The organism is Chryseobacterium indologenes (assembly GCF_018362995.1).
Classification (GTDB): domain Bacteria; phylum Bacteroidota; class Bacteroidia; order Flavobacteriales; family Weeksellaceae; genus Chryseobacterium; species Chryseobacterium indologenes_G.
The window spans coordinates 3,609,009-3,631,530 of record NZ_CP074372.1 but is presented as its reverse complement, the minus strand read 5'-3'; the positions used below and the strand labels follow the sequence as shown (position 1 = coordinate 3,631,530).

Sequence of the window (22,522 nt, the reverse complement as noted above, 5' to 3'; positions counted from 1 at the left end):
TTGTAATTATTGGGCATCCGGGATAAAAAAATCATCGGCATTTTCAGCAATCGGAATATAAAGTCTTTCCCACTCCTTGCTTTTCACCATATCCCAGCTGTGACCGGTTCCTTTAAGGTCTTCAGCCAGAAGAACCACGCCAGGTTTAATTATAAAAGTGGAACCATCTGTTACTTTAAATCTTATATTTCCTTTGATGGTAATCACGTATTGTCTTCTGGGCGCCGGATGTGCATTTTTTTCCCACTCTTCCGTTTTATTGCTCATCCAGAATGTAGTGGTATTCATGTGTTTAAGAGTAGGTATTTTTCCTTTCTCAAAAGCACATGATCCGTCAGGATGGTTGATTAGTCTTATGGCAGGAATAAACTCAGTGGAGGTTTCCGCAGTGACACTTACATTTTTATGGTTTTTGTGTTGTGCATTCATAAATCCTACAGTACTTACTACTAAAACAAGGCTTAAGCCTTTCATGATGTTTTTCATTATAAATTTAATTTTTTATTTTTAATTATAAACAGTATCGTAAACCAGCATTCTTTCAAAAAAGGGTTTATATTTCTGAACCAAAACCAGATGTTCGGGAAGTTTTCCATACGCTTCAAGTTCCTCCAAACTATCGAATTCCATAGAAGCATTATAGGTAAATGTGCTGTCTAAAACACTTCTCGGGGTGGAAGCGGCAGGCTTTCCATAACGGAGATTTTTCTGATAAGGAAGCTTTTTAAGACCTTCAAAAAAATTTTCAAATTCTTTTACTTCAGACTCCGAAAGATCTTTTCTAAGCCAAAACAACAAATAATGGAAGTACATTTTTTTCTTTTTTATAGGGTTAAACATGGGTAAAGCAGAGGCAAACATATTTCCTGAAACCAGCAGCAGGGCAGAAGCCTGTACTGAGCGGAATAAAAATTTTCTTCTTTCCATTGTCATTTATTTTAATTAAAATCTATTCTGTATTTAAGGACAAACTGCCATTTCCGGTCAGAAACTACAGCATTGTTTGAGGGATCATTGGTATAAACTGGTCTGTTCTGGGCGTCAAAGGTTAACCGGGAAGACATTCCGTTCATCAGCAGGGAGATTCCGGCATCATAAATCACTGCATTGTCATGAAGTCCTTTCAGATCAGATAGCTGCATTCCTACAGCAGGCTGGAGCTGCAGGTTTTTCTTTTCTTTATCAAGATATGGAAGCGTTCCTCCCAATTGCACATAATAAGTATTTCCGGTTCCGATAACAGGCATTGCATTTCCTGCTCCATTCAGACTTGCTTGTGTAACATCTACAGAAGTTGCAGGATTATTGGTTCCTACATACCGGATATAATTGGGTCCATAGTCGTTGTGCATCGCCATTCCATATGCGCTTATTGACGTTCCTTTTTCTTTGTTCAGCGGTGCATCATAAAATAAATCTACCGCAAAGCTCTTCATATCATCATTTACTGTATTTTTGCCTGTATCCAGATGCCATAATGCATTGTGAATGTAATCAAAACCAGCCCCCAGGCTCAATACATTCTTTTTTCCTACATAGGTTCCGGAATTAAAAGGTGTAGAAATATTCTCTTTATCTAAAAAAGCATATCTGAAATACCCGGAGAAGTCTTTTCCCGGAGAATTTTTACTGAATGAAGCTACATTCAGTTTCGGATCTGAAGTTGCCATGGTATAAGGATCGGCCACCACCAATCGGTAGTCAAATCTTCCAAGCTGTCCTTTAATATAGGCACTCAGTTCTCTTACTGTATAATCTGTAGTCCCTGCATTGGATGTTGCATAAGCTGGTAGATCGTATAACAGCGTATTCAGAGGTCCTGTGGTAAATCTTGAAAGACCGCGCCATGTGGAACGCCCTGCACCAAAAGCAATCTTATCATTAAAAGCATATTCAGCATAAGCATCCAGAAGGTCAAAATAATTACTTCCTTTAGCATTTACATTCACATTGGTGGTTCCTCCCTGCAAAACAAACATCAGCTTTTCGGTGGGCTTATAAGTCATTTTTACACGAACTCTTCGAAGAGACAGGTCAGACAAATCCGATTTTGCCTCATTATTGACAAGGCTTCCGGGGTTAAGCTGTGTATATCTGGCCCACAATTCTGCATATCCGCTAAGAGAAATATATCGTGAGTGTTCTTCATTGAAGTAATGGGTCAATCCGGGGTTATTAAAGTCATTTTTTTTCTGAGCTTCTAATTTTCCCATGAGTCCCACTAAGGAAAACAAAGCAATTGCAGTTTTGAAAGAGGTAGTCTTCATATTTTTCTATTCTTATCTTTTTGTTGATTTCAACGGGACAAAATTAGATCGGGAATGTCTGGACAGGTATTAGAAATCTATTAGAAACCTTATAGAAAACTATTAAAAGGGTTAATGTTTTCTGATAAAAGAAAAATATGAAATACCTTTGTACAGTGCTTTGGGGACAGATGAAAATCAAGCTTTTAAAATCAAAAAAACATTTGAAAACCAAGGTATATATCCCATAGTATTTCTTTATGAAAATTTTAATTGTAGAAGATAATTCGCGTGTTTCAAGTCTTTTGAAAAGAGGGCTGGAGAGCCAGGAATATCAGGTGTATATTTCGGAAGATGCAGAAGATGCTATTGTCCTGCTGAATAAAATATCTTTCGATCTGGCGATTACAGATATTATGCTGCCAAAAATGAGCGGTATTGATCTATGCAAACTGATCAAAGAGAAATACCCTGATCTTCCCATCATTATGCTCACCGCTCTGGGCACGATTGATGAGAAAATTGAAGGATTTGACGCCGGAGCAGATGATTATATGGTAAAACCTTTTGAAATCAGGGAACTTTACGTAAGAATCAAAGCCATTCTGCAAAGAAGATCAGCCAGAAATAAAGAAGCATATCTGACCGATCTTGAATATCACGACCTGAAGATTGATAAAAAATTCAACAGGGTTTTCAGAAACAGAACGGAAATAGAACTCACTCCCAAAGAATTTAAACTCCTGGTATTTCTGGTAAACAATGCCGAAAGAATTCTTACCCGTGAAGAGATTGCAGAAAATGTCTGGGGAAATCATTTTGACACAGGAACCAATTATATTGATGTCTACATTGCTTATTTACGGAAAAAGATTGATAAAAATTTTGATCATAAACTGATTCACACCAAACCCGGAGTAGGATTTATTTTCGCTTCACAATTATGAAAATAGCAACCAGAACAGCACTCATTTATTCTATCCTTACCGCAGGCATTTTATTTTTGTTTGCTTATGTTCTCTATTTTGTATCTGAAAAGAACAGGGAGGATGAGTTTAACGACCGTTTAGGATATAAGGTGATCTGGAGGTCAGAATTTATCTTCGATGTCAGAATCAGTGATGAAAAAATCCGTGAGCTTCACCAGCGTAACCAAAAGTTGCTTAATGAGGCAGACATCAGTGTTTATAACAGTAAAAAAGAGCTAACTTTCACGGATGTTCCTCCTCTCAAAAGCAATGAAAAATATCTGGATAAAATTATCAGATCCAATAAAAACAGAATATTCTGGCATCAGGGCGACCGTCAGTATATTGCCATTCAGTTTCACTCAAACGGAGAAAAATATTATATCATTGGAAGTGCAGTAGATGTCACAGGAAAAGCCCATATTTCTGAGTTTAAAAAAGATATTATCATTATTTATATCAGTTCCATTGTCATCATTTTTATTATAGGATTTCTTTTTTCATACTATACCCTTAAGCCTTTAAAGGATATTATCCTCCAGATCCGCGATATTTCGGAGCATAATCTGAATAAACGGCTGGATATTCCCAAAGCAAAAGATGAGATTTATGAACTGACTGAAACTTTTAATTCTACCTTCAACAGGCTGGAAAAATCTTTTAATAATCACAAACAATTCGTCACCACCATTTCTCATGAATTCCGGACTCCTCTTTCCACCTTAATTGCAGAGCTGGAGCTTGCCAAGGAACTGAATGTAACACTGGATGACTATAAGCTTTCTATTGACAATGCCCTGCAGGATGCCAATGATGCGTCGGAGCTTTCTTCTGCTTTGTTGGATTTCGCCAGAGCCAGCTATGATGTATCACAGATCAGTTTTACCAATCTGCGTCTGGATGAAATTTTAGCAGAAGCCAAGCTTGCATTGCTGCAGAAAAATGCTGGCTACAAAATAGGGATCAATTATATGGGTAATGCGTCAGATGATGATGAAAACAATTATGATTTTCATGGTAATCCTTACCTGCTGCAGGTTGCTTTTTCTAACCTGATAGAGAATGCCTGTAAATATTCAGCAGACAAAAGCTGCCATATTGAAATAGAGACCAACTCGGACCATATAAAAATCCGTTTTATTGATCATGGGATTGGTATTTCAGAAAAGGATCTTTTGAAAATTTTTGATTTGTTTTACCGAGGTTCCAATAAGAATTTCGAAAAAGGAAACGGTATTGGTCTTTCCATTGTAAAAAGGATTATAGAAATACACGAAGGCAAATTGACGATCGATTCTGAAGTGTCAAAAGGGAGTGTATTTACTGTAACATTTCCCTCCAAAAAATAAAAAAAACAGTCAAAAACTGACTGTTTTTTATCTTTATGCTTTCAACCATTCTGAGGAAGAAAGATAATTCTGGTCGGGATAATAGATGAACAGACAGTTTTTACCTTTAATCGTATTGATGATAGACTGTGTCAGTTCTCTTGGAACCGCGGGACATCCCCAGCTTCTTCCGATTCTTTTGTGCATGGCTGCAAATGCATCGCTTACATAATCAGCACCATGTAATACAATTGCTCTTCTGTAAGCCGCATCATTAAACCCTTTATCCATTCCCAATAACTTCAGAGAATATCCGTTGTCACCCTGATAGGTTGCATCCGTGATATAAAATCCTAAACTGCTCTGTAACGAACTTTCCCTGTTAGAAAAATTCGTCGCAAATTCTTCGCCTGTATTTTTTCCGTGTGCTACCAATGAGTTGAACAGAACTTTTTTGTCTTCCAGATCAATGATCCAAAGTCTTTTTGTGTTAGAAGACATAGAAAAATCGCAAATAGTTAATAAATGCGAGTCTTGGGTAAGCAATCCTGCTTTTTTTAAATTTTCATACCCAGTCAATGCTTTTGAGAACACTTCATAATTCAATTCATGTTCAGGATCAAATGCAATTGATTGGTATAGTGCTTCTGATGAAGATACAGCTGTTGTGCTCTTCTCAGATTTCGTTTCAGCTACTTTTTCTGTTTTCGTTGTATTGACATTCTCACTTTTCACCGCCATTCTTGGAGAAATGTAGAATGAAGTCGTCACCATGTAAACAAGGCCTAATACGCTATAAAATCCTTTCATTCAATAATATGTAAATCCAAATTAGTGGGGCAAAATTATAAAAACATAATTACCAAGGGGTTATAACTCTAAAAAGTTTAACGCTATTTAAGAAACTTTAACGTCCTGATTCTGTGAATTAAAAGTCTTATTTTTGAGTATCCGCCACAAATTCCAGGCTCACAGAATTCATACAGTAACGCAGTCCTGTAGGCTTCGGGCCATCATCGAAAACATGTCCAAGATGGGAGTCACATCTTTTGCAAAGAACCTCTACTCTATCCATTCCATAAGACTGATCTCTCACATAATAAACTCCTTCCTTATCCGCTTCAAAGAAACTTGGCCAGCCACAGCTGCTGGAAAATTTGGATGTAGAGCGGAACAGGTGATTTCCGCACACCGCGCAATAATATTCTCCGATCTCGTCAAACTCATTATATTTTCCGGTAAAAGCTCTTTCTGTTGCCGCTTCTCTGGCGATTGCATACAAGTCTGGCGCGAGGATTTTTTTCCATTCATCATTGGAAACATTAAGTTTTGTAGTATCTGTTCTGGAATAGTATGGATTGTTTTTTGCTTCTGTATTTTCCATAGGGGAGGTTTTAATAGGTTCGTATTTCTGCGTACATGCCTGCAGAGAAAATAATAGGGTGATTGAAACTAAAAATTTCATCGTAAATTTCATTCTTTAACCACAAAAGTTTTGAGGTTTAAAAGCTTTTATTAAGATTAAACGGTTTCATAACCAAATTTAGTAAATTTGAGAATATGAATGACGAAGCAAAAAGAAAACAACTGAGAAAATATAAAGCATTTGCCACAGGATTATTCGTTCTGATGGCTGTTATTTTCATTGTAACCACTATTTTACAGAAGTCTAATACCTCTCATTGGATCGGCTATGTTCGTGCTTTTGCCGAAGCTGCTATGGTTGGGGCCCTGGCTGACTGGTTTGCTGTAACCGCATTATTCCGCCATCCTCTGGGGCTTCCGATTCCCCATACCAACCTGATTGAAAACAGTAAACAGAGATTGGGAGACAACCTTGGAAGTTTTGTAGTAGGTAACTTTCTTTCTCCCCAGAATATACGTCCTTATATCCAAAAACTTAAAGTTTCCAATTTTGTCGGTGAATGGCTGGGTAAGGAAAATAGCCAGGATATTTTGATTAAAAACCTTTCAGATATCGTTCTTGACATTCTTAGTAAACTTGATGATTCCACGGTAAGCCAGTTTATCAGCAAAAAGGTGTCTGAAATGACGGATGATATAAAGCTGAATAAAGTAGTAGGAAACGGAATCGGTTATATTCTTGAAAAAAATGATCATCAGAGAATCATTACCAATCTTTCTAAACAGATCAAAGAATATATCATAGAGAACGATGAAATGATCAAAGACCGTGTAAAAAAAGGCAGTTACACATTCATTCCTTCGTTTGTAGATAATAAAATTGCCGATAAAATTGCTGACGGACTTTCTGATTTTTTTAAAGAAATAGAAGAAGATCCTCAGCATGAGGTAAGAGGGTTGATTACTCAGAAGATCCATGAGTTTTCTATGGATTTGAAGGAAGACCCGAAATGGGATGAGGAATTTAAAACCATCAAAAACGGACTTCTGAAAAATGATAAACTGGATGAATACTCTAACGATATCTGGGTTTCTATCAAAAAAACACTGATGAAAGAGCTTCAGGAAGAAAATTCCGCTTTGAAAAACTATCTTTCTAAAAACCTGAATGAATTTGCACAGAACTTAAAGACCGATGAAAACCTTCAGAACAAAATAGATCATTGGGTTCGGGTAACGGCCTATAAATATATTCTGAAAAACACCCACCAATTCGGAAACCTCATCAGTACCACCGTTGGAAACTGGCAGGGAAAAGAGCTTAGTGAAAAACTGGAACTGGAAGTGGGGAAAGATCTGCAGTTTATCCGGGTCAACGGAACGCTGGTCGGCGGGCTGGTTGGTCTTATTATCTACACCATCGCCCATTTCTTCCTCTAAAAAAACTAACGACAGCCAACCATGAAAAAAATATTTTCTTTATTATTTTCTTTAAGTCTCACATTTTTTCTCAGTCAAAAAGTTGAATTAAAGAAAGTAACTGATTCTTCACAGATTTTCACCGGAGAGATTGGAGGAGCACCCATTACCATGCAGCTCAACTACACGGGCATCGTAGATTGTGATCAGTATCAGCATTACGTTGACGGATGGTATTATTATGATAAATACAAAAAGAAAATCCCGCTCACCGGAATATATGATTATTATGGTGATCTGTCATTATATAATTTCGGGACCAAACAAAAACAGAATTCCAGGATTTTAAAAGATCAGATAACATCGCTGCAAAAAGTAGAAAAAACGAATGAAATAGCACAAAAGCTAGCTCCTCTGGAATCTATTATATTGGAAAATATCAGCATGAAAAACAACCCGATTGCTGGGATTTTTTCGCTTGGCAAAAAAACTCAGCCTATGCAGCTATTTACAGGTAATGCAATGATTTACCGCCTCAACAATTATCTCTTCCTGCCCAATAATAAAAAGATTAATACATTCGACTTAATTAATAAAGCCGGAGGAAATGAACTTGTTTCCTACTCTTCAGGGGAAAACGGGAACAGGGTCCTTCTGTATTTTGAGCAGACTTCAAATTTTAACGCCTGCGGACAATGTGGAGCAAGTGATGGTGAAAAAGGTTACAGAGTTCTTTATTTTACAAAGGACTGGAATTATAAAAACTACGAGGAATTCCTGACTGAAAGCTGCTGGGAAAACATTTATGATACGACGAAAACAAAATCAAAGGACAAAGAAACGATACAATATAAAGTAAATAAATCTTTTTCTTCTCCGGCCTATAAATTTACTGTAGATATAAAAAAAGCTTCTATTATAAAGTCAAAATAAAAAAGAGAGTTGTGTAAACTCTCTTTTATTTTATCTCGGTAATCTGCTTGCTCTTTTCAGAAGTTCCTTATTGATTTCATTGATCAGTTCCGGTCCTTCATAAATAAATCCTGTATACAACTGGATCAGGCTGGCTCCCGCATCTAATTTCTCCATTGCATCTTTTGCAGAATGTATTCCTCCTACTCCAATGATTGGGAATGCTCTGTTACTTTTATCGGAAAGGTATTTGATCATTTTTGTACTTCTTTCACGAATCGGCTTTCCGCTCAAACCTCCGTTTCCAATCTGTTCTAAAACTTCCGGAGAGGTTTTCAGACCTTCTCTGTTGACAGAAGTATTGGAAACTACAATACCATCAATCTTTGTTTCTGCGATCAGATCAATGATTTCGTCTAATTGATTATTATTAAGATCCGGTGCAATTTTCAGGAGTATAGGTTTCTGTACAGATTTTGACTGGTTGATCTTCTTCACTTCTGTAATCAGCTCTCTCAAATATTCTACATCTTCAAGTTTGGCGTGACTTCCAACGTTGGGACAGCTTACATTCAGTACAAAGTAGTCTACGTGAGGATGAAGACCTTCAAAACAATCCAGATAATCCTGAGTATAGTTTTCCGGGCTTGTATCTGTATTTTTTCCGATGTTTCCACCGATAATAATTTTTCCTTTGTTGGATTTCAATTTTTCAATAGCCGCTTCAAGACCTTCATTATTAAATCCCATTCTGTTGATAATTCCGCCATCTTCTATCAAACGAAATAATCTTTTTCTTGGATTTCCGGCCTGTGCTCTTGGGGTTACCGTTCCGATTTCTACAAATCCGAAACCTAAGTCTCCCAATTCGTTGAACAAAACTGCATTTTTATCGAAACCGGCAGCCAATCCTACAGGATTTTTAAATTTCAATCCGAAAACTTCTCTTTCCAGACGTTTGTCTTCAACAGGTTTTGGGAAAAATAATTTAGTGAAAAATCCAAAATTCTTAAGCATTGAAAATGTAAAGTGATGAACATCTTCAGGATCAAATTTGAAAAGAATCGGACGAATGAGCGATTTATACATTGAAAAAAAGTTTTACAAAATTACTCATTTTAAAATTAATGCTCGATTAACCTATGATATTTTATCAAAATGTTTGATATATGGTATCTATAAGAATAAAATACCGGTAAAATAAATTTTTAAAACGCTATGATCGCAAAGGTTTCGATCCTGAAAACATTTTGTTCGCAAGGGCGTTTCACTTAGCGAAGTGCGTGCACCAGCCTTTGCTGAACGAAGTGCCTTTGCGATCGGAAATAAAAGTTATTTATCAATAAACTTTGCGAGCATTGCGTTAAAATAATAGAGAAATATCTCCATTCTCCGCTACATGGAATGAGATACTTAGAAATCCCATCCTTGTCAAGGTGTAAAACCTTGACAAGGATATTAAAATCTTAAGGTTCTAATTAAGAGTATGCACTCAGATCGAATTTCAGAATATCCCCTACTCTTTTGAACTCTTCATCTATAGTGGCATTTACCGTAATTCTTTCGTTAGAAACAGGATGATTAAAAATCAATTGATGGGCATGGAGCGTCATTTTATTGATGTCAAATGTCTGAAGCCACAATTTATTTTGCTTATTGCAGCCGTGCTTACGACAGCCTAAAATAGGATGCAGAATATGTTTAAAATGTTTTCTCAGCTGATGAAACCTTCCCGTTTCAGGAATAGCTTCTACCAAACAATATCTAGAAGTCTGATGTTTTAAAAAAGGTAAATCTATTTCCGAAGTCTGCAAACGACGATAATAAGTAACAGCATTTTGCTTAACTTCATTTTCATTAACCAGGTCGTAATCGATGGTTTCTTCTTCTTTAGCCCAACCACGAAGAATTGCAAGATATTTTTTCTCCACTTCGCGTGATGCAAACTGTTCGCTCATCGTTCTAAGCGTATCTTTATCTAAAGTAAACAGCAGAACACCTGAAGTTTTCCGGTCTAATCGATGCACAGGAAACACTTTCTGTCCAATCTGTTTCTTCAACTCCTGGATAGCGTAGGTATCGGCTTCTCCCGCATAGAAAGATTTATGAACCAGTAATCCGCTGGGTTTGTTGATGGCAATAAGATGCTCGTCGCGATAAAGAATTTCTAACATGGTGCAAAAGTAGAAATTTTCAACCGATATAGCCCTGATTGCAACGGCATCCTTTTGCAAGCAAAAGATAGAGTGAAAAGCAGGTTCCCGGCTCCTAAATTCCTGCATTATAAAAACTTCCATCTTCCCGCTTCTATCTTCCCACATTTTCACTATTTTTGCACATCAGACGTAAAAAAATTATGGCAAAGCAAGAAGATGTTTTCAAGAAAGTGATTTCTCACGCTAAAGAATATGGTTTTATTTTCCCATCAAGTGAGATCTATGATGGTTTATCCGCTGTTTATGATTATGGACAGAACGGGGCCGAACTTAAAAATAATATCAAACAATACTGGTGGAAAGCTATGGTACAGCTTAACGAAAATATTGTGGGTATTGATTCGGCGATTTTGATGCACCCGACAACATGGAAGGCATCAGGCCACGTAGACGCTTTCAACGATCCATTGATTGATAATAAAGATTCTAAGAAACGTTTCAGAGCAGACGTTTTGGTGGAAGACTACTGTGCTAAAATTGAAGATAAAGAGAACAAAGAAATTGAAAAAGCGGCGAAAAGATTCGGGGATGCTTTCGATAAAGATCAGTTTGTTGCCACAAATCCAAAAATTCTGGAATACAGAGCAAAAAGAGAGGCTATTCTTTCAAGACTGGCAAAATCTCTGGAAAATGAAGATCTTGCTGATGTAAAAGCTTTGATTGAAGAACTTGAAATTGCAGATCCTGATACCGGTTCTAAAAACTGGACAGAAGTAAGACAGTTCAACCTGATGTTCGGAACAAAGCTGGGAGCTTCTGCAGACAGTGCAATGGATCTTTACCTTAGACCGGAAACGGCTCAGGGTATTTTCGTTAACTTCTTAAACGTACAAAAAACTTCACGTCATAAGCTTCCTTTCGGTATTGCGCAGATTGGTAAGGCATTCAGAAATGAGATTGTTGCAAGACAGTTTATCTTCAGAATGCGTGAGTTTGAACAGATGGAAATGCAGTTCTTCGTTGCTCCGGGAACAGAGCTTGAGTTCTATGAGCAGTGGAAACAAAAACGTCTGAACTGGCACAGAGCTTTAGGTCTTGGAAATGACAACTACAGATTCCACGATCATGAGAAATTGGCTCACTACGCGAATGCTGCGGCTGATATTGAGTTTAACTTCCCATTCGGATTTAAAGAGCTGGAAGGTATTCACTCAAGAACAGATTTCGACTTAAAGGCGCATGAAGAATTCTCAGGAAGAAAACTTCAGTTCTTTGATCCTGAAAGAAACGAAAACTATGTTCCTTATGTAGTGGAAACTTCAGTAGGTTTAGACAGATTATTCCTATCCATTTTCTCTCACTGCTTAAAAGATGAAGTATTGGAAGACGGTTCAGAAAGAACGGTTTTATCTTTACCTCCGGCATTAGCGCCAATTAAAGCGGCTATTCTTCCATTGATGAAGAAAGATGGTTTAGCAGAATATGCAGAAAAAATCTTCAATGATCTGAAGTATGACTTCAACTTATTCTACGAGGAGAAGGATGCGATTGGAAAACGTTACAGAAGACAGGATGCTATCGGTACTCCATACTGTATCACTATTGACCACGACTCTCTTACTGATCATACAGTAACCATCAGAGACAGAGATACGATGCAGCAGGAAAGAGTTCCTGTTTCAGAGTTGAGACGAATCATCGACGAAAAAACGAACTTCAGAAATTTACTTTCTCAATTATAATTTAAAAGCCCTGGTTTCAGGGCTTTTTTATTTTTATCAACATATGAGTTAATTTATTATTTTTATCCCTCAAATTTTAACCATGAAAAAAATAACACTGATAGTGTTTGGACTGATCCAGACATTTGCATTTTCCCAAACCCAGGATCTGACAACACTTGCCGCTGGGGATCATGTGGGAATGAATGCTCTATTCGATGATAAAGACAATCTTTACGGCTACGTTTCTCTATATTCTTACGGAAAATCCGGTGATAAGACCAAAAAATTTGAATATGTAATTCTGGATAAAAACCTCAACCCTGTTGCCAATAAAGAGTTTGAAGGTGATATCACTGCTGCATCTTACTTAGGATATGTTGATTTTAAAGGCCAGATTATCTTAAAACCTTCAATGATGGATTATTCTCTGGTAAAAAGCAGAGAAGTATTTACACCGGTTTCTATGGTGATTGATCCTAAGACAAACTCTATTACCAGAAAAATATATTATGACTATCTGGAAAACGGTACTTTCAAAGAAATCAACGAGCCGAAGAGCTGGAAAGAACAGCGTAAGGAAAATCGTGATGAGAAAAAAGATAAGGGGTACAACTACGTCTCTGCCGTAGGTGAACTAAAAGAAGGCGGTTATTTTGCTGTGGAATATAAAGATTACGGAAAGTATGAAAATAACAACAGCCTTATGAGGTTTGATGAAAACAAGAAGGAAGTTTGGAGATATAAATACAATACAGACGGGAGCAAAAAAATTTATTCCACCTTATCTGTTCTGGAAAGAGATGAAAACTACATGTACTGCATCATGAAGAAAGTGAATGAAAAACAGAAAACATTCAGTCTTCTTGTTCTTGATATGAAAACAGGAAAAGAAACTTCCAACAAGCCGGTAACCGGGCTATCTGATGATACCATAGACAATATTGAATCCTTCTACTCCAATTACAGAAAGCTTGACAATGACAAAAATTTTGATGATAAAGTCGTTCTGCTGGGAAGAAACTATGATGATTCCGAATCAGTAGGGTTTGCAAGAATGATGGTGGACAAGAAAAACTTTACTGCAGATACTAAAACAATCAATTATGAGCCGAATATCTCAGCTTTCCTTCCAAAAGTGAATAAAAACGGAATGGTAGAAAACGGGTATATGCTTCAGACCAAAGACATGTATTTTATGAATGACGGAAGCGTGGGAATCCTGTCCGAAAAATATAAACCTGCAGGACAGTATAACGCTCCCAAAACTACAGACCTTGTTTATATCTACACAGACAAAGATTTTAAAGTGAAAAATGTACAGGTCTTTGAAAAAGAAAAATCAAAATGGGTAAACAGTGATTACCTGTTTTCACAATACCTCAATGGAGGAAAAGATGTAGTATTTTTCTACCGCGACTATCAGAAAGATGAAGTAACCAAGCAAAAAAGATGGAATTTATTTATCAATACCATTATTGACGGAAAATTCAAACAGGAGATCATTCCTATTTCTGAAAAAGACAATTATGCGGTAACACCTTATGTAGGAAAAGAGGGCTATATTCTTCTTAGAGAGTATAATGAAAAAGAAAAATTTAATAAAATCCGTTTGGAGAAATTAAATTACTAATATAAAAAAGAACCCTGATGAAATATCAGGGTTCTTTTACGTTTTGGCTAAAGCCAATAGAATTTTTTATTATTTACAACGGGCTAAAGCCCGTCCCTATTGATATTTTACTCATTGATAATAAAATCAGTTTACCTTTGCTATGGTTTCATTCGCCTGATAATAGTCTGCAATATTCTTTATTTCATCAAGACTTAGGTTCCACATAAAGTTCAGGAACTGCTGATAGCTTTCACTTTGGTTTTTAGGTTCAATTCTATCCAGATACCGGTTCAGATTATAGTTTTTTCTTGCTTCATATATTTTGGAAAAGCATCTTCCCAGCCAGCTTTTATAATATTTTTCTTCCTCTTCATCCTGCAGAAACTGCATAGCCGCATAAATCCCCTGTCCATAATCTTCTGAGTGGAAATAATTAGGTAAAATTTCCATTCTCGCTGTTTTCTTTAATGTTACAAACAGGTCCGACGGTTTCTCCGGAGCAATTGGAGTTTTAAGTTCTGTGAATGTTTTTTTAAGCATCTCAATTCTTCTGGATACTTCAGGATGTGATGCGAGGGAATCTTTATTCAGTTTTTCTTTGTAGAAATTATAATTGTACAGTGAAAAGTCTTCCTTCTTCATCCATTTTTCGTTAAACGCCTGCTTTGGAAGATTAAAAAGCTTTTTATACGTTTCCATCTTCAGTTCCCTTGGTGAAATAGTATCAAAATCCTGCAATCTCTGAAGTGCATTTACAAATTCTGCTTTCTTAAAATCACTGTTTTTAAAAATCACATACCCCAAAGAATCTGCCTGCATTTCACTTTGCCTCTTTTCAATCCCTTTTTTATACACTGTATTTTTAAAGATATCAAAAGCTTTCTGATTCTGGCTATGACTTCGGCTTGTGGTAGTTGATTTTATATTCTCAACCAATACCTTATCCAATTTATCCTGCTCGATAATTTTTAAAAAGGTTTTCAGGGAATGTTCCTCTATTTTATGCCCCAGTTCATGGGAAATCACGGCCGCAATCTGTTCCTCATTATTGAGCCAGCTGTAAAGCCCCATATTGATTACAAAAGTTCCGTCAGCAAGGCAATAAGCATTGGGAGTATTGTCTTTTGCGACCAGTATTTTCAAATCCTGAGGAATGGTAGGATTGTTCTTTTTAAGACGCTGAATCATAGACTGTATGCTGGTTTCAAATTCAGATTTAAAGATAAAATCCTTATTCTTTACCTGCTTTTGAAAGTCTGTTCCGAATTCTTTATAGATTTTGGATAATTCTGAGCCTGTTTTCCCGGAATACTGAGATTTTAATTTCTTTACAGTAGCTTCATTATTTCCTTCAAAACTCTTTAAAAAAGCTTTCCTCTGTATATAATCTGCAGTGTCTATCGGTTTATAAATCTGGGCCATTCCCATGATTGAAAATAAGAAGTACCCCAATACAATAAGTTTTCTGGTCATAGTTTTCATCAATAAGAACAAAAATAACTTATTTGATGATTCATTTTAATTTTTATAGCCAAATTATTCTAAATTTGTTAGAGACCCATTCATGAAAAAATGAGAATACTAAAGTACATGATAGGCGGAGCGGTAGCTGGTGCGGCAGCCGCTTATTTTCTGGGATATGATTATTTATTTAATGGTATTTCCAAAACCTATCTTAAAGGAAAATCAAGTGCATATATTGATGACGGAAACCTTTTCCCGAGCAATCCCATTGCTACAGAAGAGCCTATACTCTGGGAAGAAGATCCGGATTACAACAAAAAGGATTTACCTAAACATTTAGTTGACAATTTAAAACACTCCAGAACAGCTGCTTTTGTCGTAATAAAGAATGGAAAAATTCTTCATGAGCAATATTGGGAAGGGTATAATCAGCTTTCACAGACCAATTCTTTTTCGATGGCAAAAGCAGTGACTGTCATGTTGCTGGGGAAAGCATTGGAAGAAGGTATTATCTCTGGTATTGATGAAAAGTTATCTGATTTTTATCCGGAATTTAAAAATAAAACATTCGGAAATCAGGTAACCCTTAAAAACCTGGCTCAAATGGAATCCGGGCTGGACTGGGATGAAAATTACAATAATCCGTTTTTACCCAATGCCAAGGCCTATTATGGAAAAAGCCTTGTAAAAGCGGTATTCTCAAGAAAATTTAAAGAAGAACCGGGAACAAGATTTGAATACCAAAGCGGCACTACACAACTTCTTGGCTTTGCCCTACGAAAGGCTTTGAATCAACCTCTGGCGAGCTATTTATCAGAAAAATTCTGGATTCCTTTGGGAATGGAGCAGAATGCGAAATGGAGCACAGACGATTATGGTATGGAGAAAGCGTATTGCTGCATTCATTCCAATGCAAGAGATTTTGCTAAACTCGGACAGCTTTTTCTGAATGATGGAACAGCCGGAGATCGGCAGATTCTCAACGCTGATTTTATTGAACAGATGAGAACTCCAACAGGAAAGTCTGATAACATTTATGGAATGGGGCTTTGGATCAATCATGACAACCCTATCAAACATTATTATTTCCTGGGATTACAGGGACAGTATATCATTATGGTTCCGGAGCACAATATCGTTATTGTAAAAACCGGAAGCTACTCCAATAATCCTAAAAACGACAGAGGAAGACCTGATCAGGTAAAATTCTTTGTAAACGAAATTGTACAATTATTCCAATAAACAATATGGAGAAATACAGCCCGAAAATAGATACCTATATTGAAAAATCACAGGATTTTGCTAAGCCTGTTCTGCATTATATCCGTGAAACGGTTCATGAATTCTGCCCTGATGCTGAAGAAACCATGAAATGGAGTTTTCCTCATTTTATCTATAAAGGAAAAAACCTGTGTGCTATGGCTTCCTTCAAGCAACACTGTACTTTTGGATTCTGGCTGGAAAAGGAAATGAAAACCATGCAGGAGATGACTCAGAATATTGAGAAGAATTCAATGTTCAGCTTAGGAAAAATAACAGCAGTGGAAGATCTTCCCTCTAAACCTCAGCTTCAAAAAGCTATTAAAGAAGCTATGGAACTTACGGATATGGGTGTCACTATGAAAAAGGCCTCACCTTCTAAGACAGAAATGGAAGTTCCTGACTATTTTCAGTCAGCCCTGGATGCTCGGCCTGAAACGCTGGAAATTTTTGAAAAAGCTTCCCCGTCCTTCAGAAAGGAATATATTTCCTGGATTACGGAAGCCAAAACAGAAACCACCAGAAATAAAAGAATGGAACAGTCTCTGGAATGGATAGCCGAAGGTAAAGGAAGAAACTGGAAATATGAAAGAAAATAATTCTAATGAAACCTGAAATTAGCTTCCGGTAATGTATTTTTTTTCAGGAAAGCCTCATATTCCGGAGTCAGCTTTGCACGTCCGAAGGTATTTTCACCACTCATGCTTCCAAGGCGAACTTTATCTTTACCATATTTCCTGTTCATGGCATCCATAGCTTTCATTACGGGAAGGTGCTGGTTTTGTATATCTTCTTCAAAAAGACTGATTTGTCTCTGGTCTTCAGGCACAAAGTCGTTCACCATCACTCCAGCCCTTTTATAATGAAACCCGTCCCTGTAAATGGCTTCAAAAAGTTCATTAACCACTCTTCCTATTAAAATTGATGAGTTGGTAGGATTGGAAAGAATCCGGGTCATTGCATTTTTGTATTCAGGAAGATCTTTTCTAAAACGGTTGGTCTGTACAAAAACAGTGATCATTTTACAACAGGTATTCTGCTTCCTTAATCTCTCTGAACAGTACATTCCAAAAGTTTCTACCCTTTCTCTTACTTCTTCTTTTTTCGTAAGCATCTGCATAAAGCTTCGGGTAACAGCTATAGATTTTTTAGGAGAAGGAGTATCCAGTTCCAGCTGACGAATCCCTTTCAGTTCATTGATCATCCTTACTCCATGAATTCCCATAATCTTCCGAACCCATATTTCAGGTTTCTGAAGAAGATCCCAGGCTTTATAAACACCATTATCATTCATTTTGACAGCCAGTCTTCTTCCGATTCCCCAAACGTCACCGATATTAAGCCATTTTAGTGCCTTTTCAATTTTTTCAGGGGTATCCAGAATATACACTCCATTAAAATTATCCGGAAAATCTTTTACAATTCTATTCGCAACTTTGCATAAAGTCTTAGTGGGAGCAATTCCGATACTTACAGGAATATTTTCTTTCTCGTCTATCTCTTTTTTGATTTTAAAGCAATATTCATAAATATCGATGTATTTAAATCCTGTTAAATCAAGGAAAAGCTCATCAATACTATAGACTTCATGATCAAGAACATAGGATTTGGCAATATTGATAACCTGTTGACTTTTATAGTTATACAATTCAAATTTTGCAGAAAAACTTTTCACATCATACTGCTGAAAAAGCTCCCTGTACTTGAATGCCGGAGCTGCCATAGGAATTCCCAGGTCTTTTGCTTCTTTACTTCTGGATACAACACATCCATCGTTGTTGGAAAGAACCACAACGGGTCTGCCTTCAAGATCAGGATCCAAGGTCCTTTCACACGAAACAAAAAAATTGTTACAATCTACCAGAGCATACATGACAATTGTATCGTAAATATTTGTACAAAATTATAGCTTTTAAAGAATAAAATAATCTTTTAGCCCATAATTAACATCATATTTAACAATCTGAAAAACAAATGAATAATTTTTTTAAATGCGACATGTTTTGTCGTATTAGTGCTTTAATTTTGTTTTTAAAAACATTATCGTGATACAAATCAAATCATTCTCAAACGCTCTTCCTCAAGGTCAATCTGATAAAGCTGATGGCGGATAATTTCTTCATTCACGGAAATATCTTTATTGAGTTCTAAAAGAAATTTCCTTTGGCTTTCCAGCATTTCAAAAAAGATCTCTTTTGTTTTTTCATTCATCCATTCAGTTTCATTGGCCTGTATTTTTTCTTCCCAGTGCTTCAACATTCTTTCTAATCCAGCATGGCTGTTCAGTTCACTTTCATGTTTATTTTTAAGAAAATGATAAATGTGCTGTTTCAGCTTGTGCTTTATTTCTTCCCTGCCCTGTTTATCTTTCTCTTCATCTGTAAAGTCATCAAATACATGACCATATTTTATAAAGTATGGCAATGTGAGCCCCTGAACAAGTAATGTAAGCAGGATCACAACAAAAGTAATAAACAGAATAAGGTTTCTGTTGGGAAAAGGAAGTCCATTTTCAAGATTAATTGGAATCGCCAGAGCAGCTGCCAATGAGACAACACCTCTCATACCCGTCCATCCAAGCATAAGGGGCATCAGCAGACGTCTTCTTCCGGAAGAAGCACGGGGCGCAACACTTGGCCTGAAAATCAAAGTCGCAAACATTGCAGCATAGGAACTTATGATTCTGGCAGCAATCAGAATACCAGTCACCAATACCCCATATTGAATGGCTATTTTCAAAGAAATACCTTCGGACCTGAGACCACCAACAATTTCAGGAAGCTCAAGTCCGATAATTAAGAATACAATACCATTCAGAATGAAAACAAAACTCTCCCATACACTATAGCCTCTTATACGACTGGTACTATTTAAGAATATCATCCGTTTGCCTGACATATACAAACCTCCACAGACTACAGCCAGGACTCCGGAAGCATGGAACTGCTCTGCAATCCAATACATCAGGTAAGGCTCAATAAGTGTTAAGGCAATATCTGAAGAGGCATCTGTAGGAAGTTTCCTGTGAGCCTGTACAAAAAGCCATGCTAATACCAACCCGATTCCTGCCCCTCCTATTATCATCCATAAAAAATTCAACGAAGCTTCCTGCCATACAAACTGACCGGTCCCTACGGCAATTAAAGCAAAACGGAATATAATCAGTGAGGAAGCATCATTCAGCAGGCTTTCTCCTTCCAAAATAGCAGATGTTGTAGAGGGTATTTTTACAAACTTCATGATGGCTCCTGTGCTCACCGCATCAGGCGGAGATACAATTCCTCCCAGCAGAAATCCGAGTGCAATAGTAAATCCGGGTATAAAGTAATTAGCTGTCACGGCAACGGCAAGTGCGGTGAAAAAGACCACTAAAAAAGCAAAGCTTCCAATAATACGCCACCATCTTTTCATTTCTTTAAAAGAGATAGACCAGGCTGCTTCAAACAGCAGAGGGGGTAGAAAAATAAAGAAAATGAGATCCGGATTGATCTTTACCACCGGAAGACCAGGCACAAAACTAACAAGAAGCCCAAATACGACAAGCAAAATAGGATAAGCAATTTTTAGTTTTGCCGCCCACATATTCAGCAGCACGATGGCGGCTATCATGGCAAGTAAAAAAGGTAAGATCGTATGCATTTGATATTGTGTTTTTATCTGTCATATTTACTACTTCTATTTGGTTTTTAAAAATTTAAAGCAATTTTTTTTCCTGTTCTGTATGTTTATTCCCTGAGAATGAATGTTCTGAAATTTTAACCGAATTTCTGATAAAACACGTCAAGTTCCGTCGCTTCTGTTCTATACTTTTGTTATCATACAAAATAAGAAATATGGATAAAGTAACCTTAGAACGAATTCAGAAACTTCACCCGATGGTAAGAGATGAAGTGAAGCAAATCATACAAGAATGTGATGAAGCCCTTACCGGAAGAGCCAGAATACGGATCACTCAGGGACTAAGATCTTTTGAGGAGCAGGAAAAGCTGTATGCGATCGGAAGAATTACTTCAGGAAAAAAAGTGACCAATGCCAAGGCAGGACAAAGCATCCACAATTATGGTCTTGCTGTAGATATCTGCTTGATGATCGACGGAAAAACAGCAAGTTGGGACACGGTAAAAGACTGGGACAATGACAAGGTTGCCGATTGGTATGAGTGTGTAAAGATCTTTGCCCGCCATGGCTGGGACTGGGGCGGAAACTGGAAAACATTCAAGGATCTTCCCCACTTTGAAAAAAAGAGTATTCCTTCTAAAAAAGGTCCTGTAAAAACTAGCTGGAGGACACTCTTGAAGATGCCGAGAGATAAGCAGAATTATGTTGTTTTTTAGTTTCATTTATTCAAATTAAAAAAAACACAAGCAAATCTAACTCATTGATTTAAAGCTCTATTTTTTAACAAAATTAATTAAAATCATTTATAATACGACAAGTTCTGTCGCTTCCCCCACCTATCTTTGCTTTATAAGAAAACACCAAAAGCAACCTTTATAATAAGCTGAAACCAATAGACATTTTTTCGAAAATCTATTGGTTTTACTTGTCTAAAGCTGCCAAATGTTTCTTAAAAAAAATGAAAAAATAACATGAAAAAGACAACCATTCTTTCTTTGGACGGGGGTGGAATAAGGGGAATCATCACCTGCATTATTCTACGCTACATAGAAGAACAGCTCCAGTATTATGATAAGCCTACGGCAAAGCTTGGGGATTATTTTGATCTGGTGGCAGGCAGCAGTACCGGAGGTCTGATTGCTTCTATTATTCTATGTCCCGACGAAACCCGAAAAGCAAAATATTCTATTCAGAAAGGATTAGAATTATATGCGGAAAAGGGCGGCGATATCTTCCAGGTTTCCTTTTGGGAAAAACTGGTTAATCCATTCGGATTATTGAATGAAAAAATTCCACAGGAATCTCTTGAAAGGAATTTAAATGACTTTTTTGGAAATTTAGAATTAAAAGAATTAATAAAACCATGTTTAATAACAAGTTACGATATTGAAAACAGAAGAGCAAAGCTTTTCAACTCATGGAAAGCCAACCTCAGCACAGATAACTTTTATGTAAAAGATATTTGCAGAGCGACTTCGGCCGCACCAACGTATTTTAGTCCGGTACAGATCAAATCCATGTATGGACAGATCTTCAGTCTGATTGATGGAGGAATGTTTGCAAATAATCCTGCTCTTTGTGCTTATGCAGAAGCAAGAAAAATTCCTTTTGCAGAGGTTTTAAAAAATCATCAGAAAGCCAACCATCCGGGTGTAAATGATATGATTATTGTTTCTATCGGAACAGGAATTGAAGCCAGGCCTTATCCTTTTAAAAAACTGGAAAAAGCCGGAAAAATTGGCTGGGTAAGCCCGATTATTGATATTTTAATGTCTGCCAATGCAGAAACGGTAGACTATCAGTTGGAACAGATGTTTCAGACACTGGGTTTGAGAAATCAGAAAAACTATTACCGCGTGAATCCTTCACTGAAAAATGCCTCTCCTGCAATGGATAATGTAAGAAGGTCTAATATTGAAAATCTGATACAGGCCGGATTGAGCTATATTGATGACAACAGAGAAATCTTAAACCAGATTGTTCAAAAACTCATCAAAAATAAAATATAAGCTTTGGACCTTATAACTAATTAATATAAGCTTTAAAGATTATATTTAAAATTAGAAAATATTTTTTTAATACGTCAAGTTTTGTCGTTTTGCCCCACTACCTTTGGAGTATAAAAAAACACAAAACAACAATCTATAAAAATTTTTAAACGCCTTTGAATTCAACATGCACTTATGCTGAACAGCCTGAAATATGTTCAAAATATAACCAACACCCAATAACACAAAACATGGAAACTCCCAATCTTAATACCAACATACTCTTCGATGAAAACCTCTATACTATAGAATGGAGTGACATTGAAAAGACTGAGATAGATTATGAAAACTATCTCAATGATATTGAAAACTTCTTCAGAGAAGATTTTGAAGAAACAGTACTTGAAGAAGATACTCTTTAAATAAAAGAAAAATAAAACACGACAAAGTTCTGACGCTGTC

General features: G+C 36.7%; 21 protein-coding genes. 11 read left to right on the top strand and 10 right to left on the bottom strand.

Going from position 1 to position 22,522, the window contains the following annotated elements:
- Positions 1-6 precede the first annotated feature (6 nt).
- From DYR29_RS16470 to DYR29_RS16460, 3 genes are read right to left on the bottom strand one after another with little or no spacing between them, the layout of a single operon-like run.
- On the bottom strand, positions 7-486 hold the full coding sequence (locus DYR29_RS16470) for a hypothetical protein (RefSeq protein ID WP_223598376.1): 480 nt from the start codon (positions 484-486) through the stop codon (positions 7-9).
- Positions 487-507: 21 nt separating this feature from the next.
- Entirely contained in the window at positions 508-927 is a 420-nt protein-coding gene (locus DYR29_RS16465) for a Dabb family protein (protein ID WP_213277723.1), read from the bottom strand.
- A gap of 11 nt (positions 928-938) precedes the next feature.
- On the bottom strand, positions 939-2,267 hold the full coding sequence (locus DYR29_RS16460) for a porin (protein WP_213277722.1): 1,329 nt from the start codon (positions 2,265-2,267) through the stop codon (positions 939-941).
- Positions 2,268-2,506: 239 nt separating this feature from the next.
- On the opposite strand from DYR29_RS16460, the gene DYR29_RS16455 reads away from it, so the two are divergent.
- Both DYR29_RS16455 and DYR29_RS16450 read left to right on the top strand, forming a co-directional pair.
- A complete protein-coding gene (locus DYR29_RS16455; RefSeq protein WP_213277721.1) occupies positions 2,507-3,193 on the top strand; it encodes a response regulator transcription factor in 687 nt (228 codons plus the stop codon).
- Entirely contained in the window at positions 3,190-4,563 is a 1,374-nt protein-coding gene (locus DYR29_RS16450) for a HAMP domain-containing sensor histidine kinase (protein ID WP_213277720.1), read from the top strand. The genes DYR29_RS16455 and DYR29_RS16450 overlap by 4 nt, the downstream gene beginning before the upstream one ends.
- Before the next feature lie 33 nt (positions 4,564-4,596).
- Here DYR29_RS16450 and DYR29_RS16445 read toward each other — a convergent pair whose 3' ends face one another.
- Positions 4,597-5,352, bottom strand: a complete 756-nt coding sequence (locus tag DYR29_RS16445; protein WP_213277719.1) for a murein L,D-transpeptidase catalytic domain family protein — start codon at positions 5,350-5,352, stop codon at positions 4,597-4,599.
- Positions 5,353-5,479: 127 nt separating this feature from the next.
- A complete protein-coding gene (msrB, locus tag DYR29_RS16440) occupies positions 5,480-6,007 on the bottom strand; it encodes a peptide-methionine (R)-S-oxide reductase MsrB (protein ID WP_213277718.1) in 528 nt (175 codons plus the stop codon).
- Positions 6,008-6,102: 95 nt separating this feature from the next.
- On the opposite strand from msrB, the gene DYR29_RS16435 reads away from it, so the two are divergent.
- The gene (locus DYR29_RS16435; RefSeq protein ID WP_213277717.1) at positions 6,103-7,347 is read left to right on the top strand and encodes a DUF445 domain-containing protein; all 1,245 of its coding nucleotides are present in this window, start codon (positions 6,103-6,105) and stop codon (positions 7,345-7,347) included.
- A 21-nt stretch (positions 7,348-7,368) separates the two neighbouring features.
- Entirely contained in the window at positions 7,369-8,259 is an 891-nt protein-coding gene (locus DYR29_RS16430) for a hypothetical protein (protein ID WP_213277716.1), read from the top strand.
- A 30-nt stretch (positions 8,260-8,289) separates the two neighbouring features.
- Here DYR29_RS16430 and DYR29_RS16425 read toward each other — a convergent pair whose 3' ends face one another.
- Both DYR29_RS16425 and DYR29_RS16420 read right to left on the bottom strand, forming a co-directional pair.
- Positions 8,290-9,327, bottom strand: coding sequence for a quinone-dependent dihydroorotate dehydrogenase (locus DYR29_RS16425; RefSeq protein WP_213277715.1), 1,038 nt, complete (start codon positions 9,325-9,327; stop codon positions 8,290-8,292).
- Positions 9,328-9,716: 389 nt separating this feature from the next.
- On the bottom strand, positions 9,717-10,412 hold the full coding sequence (locus DYR29_RS16420) for a pseudouridine synthase (RefSeq protein WP_213277714.1): 696 nt from the start codon (positions 10,410-10,412) through the stop codon (positions 9,717-9,719).
- 182 nt (positions 10,413-10,594) lie between these two features.
- Here DYR29_RS16420 and DYR29_RS16415 point away from each other — a divergent pair, with 182 nt between their 5' ends.
- Complete coding sequence (locus tag DYR29_RS16415) at positions 10,595-12,136, top strand: glycine--tRNA ligase (protein WP_213277713.1); 1,542 nt, start codon at positions 10,595-10,597, stop codon at positions 12,134-12,136.
- An 82-nt stretch (positions 12,137-12,218) separates the two neighbouring features.
- The gene (locus DYR29_RS16410) at positions 12,219-13,748 is read left to right on the top strand and encodes a hypothetical protein (RefSeq protein ID WP_213277712.1); all 1,530 of its coding nucleotides are present in this window, start codon (positions 12,219-12,221) and stop codon (positions 13,746-13,748) included.
- A gap of 126 nt (positions 13,749-13,874) precedes the next feature.
- Here DYR29_RS16410 and DYR29_RS16405 read toward each other — a convergent pair whose 3' ends face one another.
- Entirely contained in the window at positions 13,875-15,203 is a 1,329-nt protein-coding gene (locus tag DYR29_RS16405; protein WP_249413521.1) for a M48 family metalloprotease, read from the bottom strand.
- A 99-nt stretch (positions 15,204-15,302) separates the two neighbouring features.
- Between DYR29_RS16405 and DYR29_RS16400 the strand changes: the two genes are divergently transcribed.
- The gene (locus DYR29_RS16400) at positions 15,303-16,436 is read left to right on the top strand and encodes a serine hydrolase domain-containing protein (RefSeq protein WP_213277710.1); all 1,134 of its coding nucleotides are present in this window, start codon (positions 15,303-15,305) and stop codon (positions 16,434-16,436) included.
- Between the two features lie 5 nt (positions 16,437-16,441).
- Positions 16,442-17,053 carry a YdeI/OmpD-associated family protein gene (locus tag DYR29_RS16395; RefSeq protein ID WP_213277709.1) on the top strand — a complete coding sequence of 204 codons (612 nt, stop codon included), beginning with the start codon at positions 16,442-16,444 and terminating at the stop codon, positions 17,051-17,053.
- 2 nt (positions 17,054-17,055) lie between these two features.
- Here DYR29_RS16395 and DYR29_RS16390 read toward each other — a convergent pair whose 3' ends face one another.
- Both DYR29_RS16390 and DYR29_RS16385 read right to left on the bottom strand, forming a co-directional pair.
- Positions 17,056-18,327 (bottom strand): Y-family DNA polymerase, encoded by a 1,272-nt coding sequence (locus DYR29_RS16390; RefSeq protein WP_213277708.1) that lies wholly within the window; start codon positions 18,325-18,327, stop codon positions 17,056-17,058.
- 182 nt (positions 18,328-18,509) lie between these two features.
- Entirely contained in the window at positions 18,510-20,093 is a 1,584-nt protein-coding gene (locus DYR29_RS16385; RefSeq protein WP_213277707.1) for a Na+/H+ antiporter, read from the bottom strand.
- 194 nt (positions 20,094-20,287) lie between these two features.
- Between DYR29_RS16385 and DYR29_RS16380 the strand changes: the two genes are divergently transcribed.
- The 3 genes from DYR29_RS16380 (at position 20,288) to DYR29_RS16370 (ending at position 22,482) form a co-directional block, all read left to right on the top strand.
- A complete protein-coding gene (locus DYR29_RS16380; protein WP_047422210.1) occupies positions 20,288-20,788 on the top strand; it encodes a M15 family metallopeptidase in 501 nt (166 codons plus the stop codon).
- Positions 20,789-21,043: 255 nt separating this feature from the next.
- On the top strand, positions 21,044-22,081 hold the full coding sequence (locus DYR29_RS16375) for a patatin-like phospholipase family protein (RefSeq protein ID WP_213277706.1): 1,038 nt from the start codon (positions 21,044-21,046) through the stop codon (positions 22,079-22,081).
- A 230-nt stretch (positions 22,082-22,311) separates the two neighbouring features.
- On the top strand, positions 22,312-22,482 hold the full coding sequence (locus DYR29_RS16370) for a hypothetical protein (protein ID WP_213277705.1): 171 nt from the start codon (positions 22,312-22,314) through the stop codon (positions 22,480-22,482).
- The last annotated feature ends 40 nt before the right edge of the window (positions 22,483-22,522 follow it).

What these genes read in the sequence shown, in the direction of transcription:
- DYR29_RS16450 (WP_213277720.1), top strand. Translation starts at nt 3,190, where the DNA reads ATGAAAATAGCAACCAGAACAGCACTCATTTATTCTATCCTTACCGCA.
- DYR29_RS16425 (WP_213277715.1), bottom strand. Translation starts at nt 9,327, where the DNA reads ATGTATAAATCGCTCATTCGTCCGATTCTTTTCAAATTTGATCCTGAA.
- DYR29_RS16435 (WP_213277717.1), top strand. Translation starts at nt 6,103, where the DNA reads ATGAATGACGAAGCAAAAAGAAAACAACTGAGAAAATATAAAGCATTT.
- DYR29_RS16410 (WP_213277712.1), top strand. Translation starts at nt 12,219, where the DNA reads ATGAAAAAAATAACACTGATAGTGTTTGGACTGATCCAGACATTTGCA.
- DYR29_RS16465 (WP_213277723.1), bottom strand. Translation starts at nt 927, where the DNA reads ATGGAAAGAAGAAAATTTTTATTCCGCTCAGTACAGGCTTCTGCCCTG.
- DYR29_RS16385 (WP_213277707.1), bottom strand. Translation starts at nt 20,093, where the DNA reads ATGCATACGATCTTACCTTTTTTACTTGCCATGATAGCCGCCATCGTG.
- DYR29_RS16405 (WP_249413521.1), bottom strand. Translation starts at nt 15,203, where the DNA reads ATGACCAGAAAACTTATTGTATTGGGGTACTTCTTATTTTCAATCATG.
- DYR29_RS16370 (WP_213277705.1), top strand. Translation starts at nt 22,312, where the DNA reads ATGGAAACTCCCAATCTTAATACCAACATACTCTTCGATGAAAACCTC.
- msrB (WP_213277718.1), bottom strand. Translation starts at nt 6,007, where the DNA reads ATGAAATTTTTAGTTTCAATCACCCTATTATTTTCTCTGCAGGCATGT.
- DYR29_RS16380 (WP_047422210.1), top strand. Translation starts at nt 20,288, where the DNA reads ATGGATAAAGTAACCTTAGAACGAATTCAGAAACTTCACCCGATGGTA.
- DYR29_RS16400 (WP_213277710.1), top strand. Translation starts at nt 15,303, where the DNA reads ATGAGAATACTAAAGTACATGATAGGCGGAGCGGTAGCTGGTGCGGCA.
- DYR29_RS16460 (WP_213277722.1), bottom strand. Translation starts at nt 2,267, where the DNA reads ATGAAGACTACCTCTTTCAAAACTGCAATTGCTTTGTTTTCCTTAGTG.
- DYR29_RS16390 (WP_213277708.1), bottom strand. Translation starts at nt 18,327, where the DNA reads ATGTATGCTCTGGTAGATTGTAACAATTTTTTTGTTTCGTGTGAAAGG.
- DYR29_RS16375 (WP_213277706.1), top strand. Translation starts at nt 21,044, where the DNA reads ATGAAAAAGACAACCATTCTTTCTTTGGACGGGGGTGGAATAAGGGGA.
- DYR29_RS16395 (WP_213277709.1), top strand. Translation starts at nt 16,442, where the DNA reads ATGGAGAAATACAGCCCGAAAATAGATACCTATATTGAAAAATCACAG.
- DYR29_RS16420 (WP_213277714.1), bottom strand. Translation starts at nt 10,412, where the DNA reads ATGTTAGAAATTCTTTATCGCGACGAGCATCTTATTGCCATCAACAAA.
- DYR29_RS16445 (WP_213277719.1), bottom strand. Translation starts at nt 5,352, where the DNA reads ATGAAAGGATTTTATAGCGTATTAGGCCTTGTTTACATGGTGACGACT.
- DYR29_RS16415 (WP_213277713.1), top strand. Translation starts at nt 10,595, where the DNA reads ATGGCAAAGCAAGAAGATGTTTTCAAGAAAGTGATTTCTCACGCTAAA.
- DYR29_RS16430 (WP_213277716.1), top strand. Translation starts at nt 7,369, where the DNA reads ATGAAAAAAATATTTTCTTTATTATTTTCTTTAAGTCTCACATTTTTT.
- DYR29_RS16470 (WP_223598376.1), bottom strand. Translation starts at nt 486, where the DNA reads ATGAAAAACATCATGAAAGGCTTAAGCCTTGTTTTAGTAGTAAGTACT.
- DYR29_RS16455 (WP_213277721.1), top strand. Translation starts at nt 2,507, where the DNA reads ATGAAAATTTTAATTGTAGAAGATAATTCGCGTGTTTCAAGTCTTTTG.